Source organism: Stenotrophomonas sp. HMWF003, from assembly GCF_003061285.1.
GTDB lineage: Bacteria > Pseudomonadota > Gammaproteobacteria > Xanthomonadales > Xanthomonadaceae > Stenotrophomonas > Stenotrophomonas maltophilia_AP.
The window spans coordinates 1-6,028 of the sequence record NZ_QAIW01000083.1 but is presented as its reverse complement, the minus strand read 5'-3'; the positions used below and the strand labels follow the sequence as shown (position 1 = coordinate 6,028).

The 6,028-nt window shown below is 68.0% G+C and carries 5 protein-coding genes; 2 read left to right on the top strand and 3 right to left on the bottom strand.

Annotation, left to right across the window (positions count from 1 at the left end):
- Both DBR34_RS22050 and DBR34_RS03305 read left to right on the top strand, forming a co-directional pair.
- Positions 1-375: siderophore-interacting protein (locus DBR34_RS22050; RefSeq protein ID WP_258223635.1), on the top strand; the 375-nt coding region annotated here is incomplete at its 5' end.
- Between the two features lie 78 nt (positions 376-453).
- Positions 454-846, top strand: coding sequence for a hypothetical protein (locus DBR34_RS03305; RefSeq protein ID WP_128095688.1), 393 nt, complete (start codon positions 454-456; stop codon positions 844-846).
- Between the two features lie 113 nt (positions 847-959).
- Here DBR34_RS03305 and DBR34_RS03300 read toward each other — a convergent pair whose 3' ends face one another.
- The 3 genes from DBR34_RS03300 to DBR34_RS03290 form a co-directional block, all read right to left on the bottom strand.
- Positions 960-2,957 carry a M2 family metallopeptidase gene (locus tag DBR34_RS03300; RefSeq protein WP_128095687.1) on the bottom strand — a complete coding sequence of 666 codons (1,998 nt, stop codon included), beginning with the start codon at positions 2,955-2,957 and terminating at the stop codon, positions 960-962.
- A 538-nt stretch (positions 2,958-3,495) separates the two neighbouring features.
- Positions 3,496-5,148 (bottom strand): phosphoethanolamine--lipid A transferase, encoded by a 1,653-nt coding sequence (locus tag DBR34_RS03295; protein WP_128095686.1) that lies wholly within the window; start codon positions 5,146-5,148, stop codon positions 3,496-3,498.
- A complete protein-coding gene (locus DBR34_RS03290; RefSeq protein WP_128095685.1) occupies positions 5,145-5,918 on the bottom strand; it encodes a phosphatase PAP2 family protein in 774 nt (257 codons plus the stop codon). Before DBR34_RS03290 ends, DBR34_RS03295 begins: the two co-directional genes overlap by 4 nt.
- Between the last annotated feature and the right edge of the window lie 110 nt (positions 5,919-6,028).

The following is a 6,028-nucleotide window of genomic DNA, read 5'->3' as shown; positions in this document are numbered from 1 at the left end:
CCGCCGCAGGTGCAGGCCTTCCTGGAAGTGGCCCACGACGCCGACGTGCTGCCGCTGGCGGCCCCGGTGGGCGCGCAGCTGTTCTGGCTGGCGCGCGAGGGCGCCGCGCACGGCCAGCTGCTGCAGCAGGCCGTGCAGGCGCGGGTCGGGCCGCTGGGGCTGCGCGCGGCCGAGCAGGACCTGGCCGAGATCGACATCGACCAGGACATCCTGTGGGAGCAGGCCAGTGCGCAAGGGGGCGGGCTGTACGCCTGGGTGGCCGGGGAAGCCGGCGCGGTGATGGCGATCCGCCGGCACCTGGTGAAAGACTGCGGGATCGACAAACGGGCCATCACCTTCATGGGGTACTGGCGCCACGGCAAGGTGCTGGACTGAGGCGGGCGGCGGCCCCCGGCAGGCCTGGCGGGGCACCTGCGGTATCCTTGGCGCTTTGATGCAGTCCGGACGTTCTTGATGTCGACCACCTCCAAACTGCGCCGCGACATCCGCCGGCGCCGTGAAACCCAGGCCGCCAACCGTGAGCAGGCCGCCACCTCGCCGGTCGAACCGCATGCGGAACTGCGCGACCAGCAGCGCACGCTGCTGGCCGGCGTGGTGCGCCGTGATGGCGAATGGGTGCTGGGCATGGACGGCCGTATCGCCGGCCAGACCCCCAGTGCCGCCCGCGTGCTGGCGCTGATCATGCAGGCCGCCGAACTGCACGAACGCCAGGGCACGCCGGTGCGCCTGGTGTATTCGGATGCACTGAAGGACGCCGCGCATGCCGAGGCCAAGGCCGACGGCAAGGACTTCGAGCAGTTCAAGACCGAACTTGCGGCCAGTCTGAAGACCCCGACGAACTCCTGAGGCCGGGCGGGTAGAGCCACGCCATGCGTGGCTGCATTCAAGAAAAAACCGGCCTTTCGGCCGGTTTTTTCATGCAGCGATGGAGCCGACCAGCGGCCGGCCCCAGCACCCGGTCAGCGTGCCGCCGGTGCGGTCGCGGCCGGGGTGCCCGCGGCGGTGGCCGCCGGTGCCTTCCAGCCACACATCTGGCCCTGGTTCTGCTGCTTGAGCCACTCGTTGACCGGGGTGAAGTACTCGATCATCGGGCCGGCATCGAGCTTGTCGCCGCCGGTGATCTCGCGCAGGGTGGCCTGCCACGGCTGGCTGGCGCCCTTGCTCAGCATCGCCCAGAACTTCTGCCCGGCTTCCTTGTTGCCGTAGAAGCTGCACTGGTGCAGCGGGCCCTTGTAGCCGGCGGCATCGCACAGGCCCTTGTAGAACTGGAACTGCAGGATGCGCGCCAGGAAGTAGCGGGTGTACGGGGTGTTGCCCGGCACGTGGTACTTGGCACCCGGATCGAAGAACTCTTCACCGCGCGCGCCCACCGGGGCCACGCCCTGGTACTTGGCCTTCAGGTCCCACCACGCTTGGTTGTAGTGGTCCGGGGTGATGGAGCCATCGAACACGCCCCACCGCCAACGGTCGATCATCAGGCCGAACGGCAGGAACGACACGCCGCTGAGGGCCATGCGCATCTGCGCGTTGATGGTGGCCTCGCGGCTTTCCTGCGGCTTGTCGACCAGGCCGATGGAGTTGAGGTACTGCGGGGTCATCGCCAGCACGATGGTGTCGCCGATCGCTTCGTGGAAGCCATCGTTGGCACCGCCCTGGAACAGCGGCGGCAGCGGGTTGTAGGCCAGGTCGTAATAGATGTGGCCCAGCTCGTGGTAGATGGTGGTGAAGTTCTCTTCGGTAGGCTTGATGCACATCTTGGTGCGCACGTCGCCGTCCATGTTCATGTCCCAGGCGCTGGCATGGCAGACCACGTCGCGGTCCAGCGGCTTGATGAACTGGGTCTTGTCCCAGTACGACTTGGGCAGCGCGGGCATGCCGAGCGAGACGTAGAAGTCCTGCGCACGTTCGGTCATCTGCTTGGCGGTACGCAGTTCGGCCTCGCGCTGCGCCTTGAACTGCGCTTCGATGGTGGCGTTGTTGCCGCCGGCCTTGGCCAGCGCGCCGCTGAGGTTGGTCTGGTACTGCTTTTCCAGTGCGGCGGTGATGTCCAGGCTGCCGGCGCCGGGATACGGTTCCAGCTGGTCCCAGAGGTTGGACCAGTCCTGCTGCCACATGTTGCCGAGCAGGTGGGCGGCGATCAGGCCACCCTCGGTTTCGGCCTTGTCCTTGCCGTAGGTGTCATCCAGCTTGGTACGGGCGTAGCAGTGCAGCTGTTCGTACATGGGCTTGACCTGTTCCCACAGGCGGTCGGTTTCCGGGCCGATCTGCTCGGGGGGCATGTCGTAGCCGCTGCGCCACATCTGGCCGGCGTCGGCGAAGCCCATTTCCTTGGCACCTTCGTTGACGAGGCCGACGAAGCGCTGGTAGTCGGCGCGCATGGGCTTGGTGGTGGCGTGCCAGCCCTGCCAGGCGTCCAGTTGCTTGTCGTAGTCGCGGCTGCGGGCAAGGACCTGTTCGAGGTCGCCAAGCTGGCGGCAGGTGGCGGGGTTGGCGTCATCGGTGCAGTACTTGCCCGCGCCATAGGCGCCTTCCATGCGGCTGGCGATGCGGGTGAGCTCGGAGAGCTTGGCCGGGTCGCGCGGGGCGGGCATGGAGGTCATGAGTTTGAGGAGGTGGATCTGGCGCTTGGTATCCTCGCTCATGGGCTTGCCGTCGTAGGTGCCGGCCTGGGTGATCCAGCCGTTGAGGACGGTGAGCCAGCGTTCGTTGGCCTTGGCCGCCACGCGCTCGGAATCCTCGTTGATGTAGGTCGAGGAGAGCCACTGTGCCGAGGTCATTTCCGGGTACATGGCCTTGTACTCGGCGTTGACGCGGGCGATGAACTGGTCCGCGGTTTCGGTCGGGGTGGCAGCAGCCGCGGCGGGGGCATCGGCCGGGGTCGTTTCCTTCTGGCAGGCCGCCAGCGTCAGTGCGGCAGCGCTGACAGCCAGGGCCAGCAGGAGCGGGCGGTGGTTCACGGGGACATCCTTGGGTGGTGACAGACCGGCGAAGGCTAGTGAAGCGTCCGTCACACCGCAAGGGGCAGGGCAGCAACGTCGGCTCCGTTCGCTCTTTAGAAGCAGTTGGCTGCGACGCTCCGGAAGCGGGTCGGCGTGGGTGGGTTGGCGGGACACGCCGTGAATCCCGCTCCGCGGTCCGGCCCAGCCGCTGGCGGCTGTGCGTTCAGTCGCATGCGAGGCAGCGCCTCGCAAGCAATGCGCCTTCACCCCTGGAGCCTCGTGGGCGCCTTGCGCGTTTGTGCAGTCCTGCACAAACGGCAAGGCCGGGGTCGGGCGTCCTGCCCGACCCGTCCGGCGCATGCGCCGGACCCATGGCGCCCAACGGTCCCGCCAACCCACCCACACCGACCCGTCCACACAGGGCTGGTGCGTATGGCAACGGCAAGTTCAACGGCAACGGCCAGCATTGCGCTTGGGTCATGGCCGACGTTGGCTGCATGTGTCTTTGCTATCCGGCGAAGCAGCAGAAGCGGAGACGGGAGTGGCTAGCAGGAAACTAAGCCTCGCATCCTGCAAACAGATCGCGGCCGCGTTCGTAGAGGGCGGTCTTGACCTGCATCAGCCCCAGGACGGACGGGAAGAGGTTGTCGTGGTCGGTGTATTTGCCCGCGCGCTGGCGCACGCAGGCCAGGTTGAGGCCGCGGTTGGCGGCGAACGAGGGGGAGAACCACATCGTCATCGGGACCCGTGTCTGTTCCTGCGGTGCGATCGCATACGGTACGCCGTGCAGGAACAGGCCCTTTTCGCCCAGTGATTCACCATGGTCGGACAGGTAGATCATCGCGGTGTCGTAGTCGTCCATGCCCTTCAGCGTGCCGATCGTGCGCGACAGCAGGTGGTCGGTGTACAGCAGCGCGTTGTCGTAGCTGTTGGTGATCTGCTCGCGGCTGCACTTGCCCAGGTCGGCGGTGTCGCAGGTGGGGGTGAAGTGGCGGAAGCGGGCCGGGTAGCGCTCGAAGTAGCTCGGCCCGTGGTTGCCCAGCTGGTGCAGCACCACCACCCGGTCGCCGGGCCGGGCGCGTACCTGCGTGGCCAGGTCGTCGATCAGGATCTCGTCCATGCAGCGTCCGTTGGCGCACAGCTGTGGGTGCCTGGCATCGTCCAGCGCCTGCATCGGCAGGCCTTCGCAGACTCCCTTGCAGCCGGACTGGTTGTCACGCCACAGCGTGCTGATGCCGGCGCGGTCCAGCACGTGCAGCAACGACTGGTGCGCGCGGATCTTTTTCTCGTCGTAGTCGTGGCGACCGTACGGCGAGAACAGGCAGGGCAGAGAGACTTCGGTGCTGGTGCCGCACGAATGCATGTCCGGGAAGTTGATCACCCCGGCCTGCGCCAGTTCCGGTGTGGTCTGCCTGGCATAGCCGTTCAGACCCCAGTTCTGCGCGCGTGCGGTTTCGCCCATCACGATCACCAGCAAGCGCGGCCGGCTGCCTGCGGCGCGCGGCGTGGCGGTGGCGTCGGTGCCGATCGGCAGCTTGGGGGCGCGCTGGATCGGATTGTCGCCGCGCAGCGCCTTCGGCAGGCCCAGCAGGACATTGCCGGGGGTGGCCAGGTAGCGCACCTCGCGCTGGTTGCGCATCAGCGCCGACATTTCCTGGAACGACAGCATCGCCCCGCCCAGTGCCACCAGCAGCGAGAGCAGCAGGAAGCCGGCACGCCACAGCAGCGCCTTGCCCCAGCTGCGCTTGAGCAGTTGCAGCCGCCACAGCACCAGCATCGGCAGCAGCGCCAGCAGCACCAGCGGCGCAATCAGCGCCGGCGTCATCAGCTCGCCGCTTTCCTTGTGGTCGGTGGCCAGCACATTGCGCAGCATGTCCGCATCCAGATAGATGTGGTAGCTGCCCATGTAGTGCGCGGCCATCGCCGTACACAGCAGCAACAGCCCGATGACGACCTTGGCGTTCCACCGCCACACCAGCAGGCCCATCAGCAGGCAGTGCGCGCCCACCAGGAACAGCAGCAGCGAGGTGGCAAAGCGCAGGCTGCCCGGGTGGGTGGCCATGGCGCTGTGCCAGAACAGGCCATTGCAGGCCAGCGCGAAGAACACGCTGGTCAGCACGATCAGCGCTTCGGTCGACAGCTGCGGCCGCCATGACACCAGGGTGGTCAGCGCGGGCAGGCGCGCACTGCGCGGCAGGGTGGCGCTCATGCGGCTTCTCCCTGCGCAAGGGGGGCAGGCACGGTCTGCGTGCGCGCGGCGATGCGCTGTACCAGCAGGTACAGGCCCAGCGAGAGGGTCCAGCAGGTGGCCACGGTCCACAGGTCATGCGACAGGAAGTGCGCGCCCCGCAACTGCTGGGACAGGCCGAACACGCCGCCGGCCACCAGCCCTGCCGCCAACCCGCGCCAGCGCCACGCCGGGCGCACCAGCAGCGCGAAGAAGTACAGGCTGACCCAGGCGAAGCCGGCACTGGAATGCCCGGCCGGGAAGCACACCCCGCGCGGCATGCCCGGCGCACGGCTGGCGAACAGACCCACGTACTCGCGGTGCCCGCCATAGCGGGCCAGGTCCCACGGGCAGTCCATGTTGGTCAGCGACTTGAGCAGCGACACCGCGCCGGTGCCCAGGGCGACCGCCAGCACCAGGTACAGCAACGGCCAACGCCATGCCGCAGCGCGGTCGCTGCGCCAGGCGTGCGTGCACAGCAGGATCGCAACCAGCGCCCCCAGCGTGCTGGCCCACTTGCCGCCCTTGTGCACCAGCTGGCTGGTGGCCCAGGCGTTCTGCAAGGCCCAGTGCTGGCCTTCAAGCCGATAGAACTGGTCGGCCAGCCACTGGTCGCCGCCCATGCCCATCAGCACCCCGCTGGCGGCAAGGGTGAGCAGCAGAGGCAGCCCCAAGTGGCTGCGCAGGAAACCCGGGCGGGCGGACGCGGCCAGCGGAAGCGGGCCAAACGGTACGACAGGAACTGAGGACATGGGCAAGGCGCCGGGCGGGGTGATCCGCGGCCATGGTCGTCAGCGCTGTGTCGGAGAGCGGTCGGAGCGGTGTTGCCCGCAGGTTAAGTCGCGACCGCCGATGCCGGCGG

Excerpts from the sequence above, each read along its gene's own strand:
- DBR34_RS03305 (WP_128095688.1), top strand. The coding sequence starts at position 454 with ATGTCGACCACCTCCAAACTGCGCCGCGACATCCGCCGGCGCCGTGAA.
- DBR34_RS03295 (WP_128095686.1), bottom strand. The coding sequence starts at position 5,148 with ATGAGCGCCACCCTGCCGCGCAGTGCGCGCCTGCCCGCGCTGACCACC.
- DBR34_RS03290 (WP_128095685.1), bottom strand. The coding sequence starts at position 5,918 with ATGTCCTCAGTTCCTGTCGTACCGTTTGGCCCGCTTCCGCTGGCCGCG.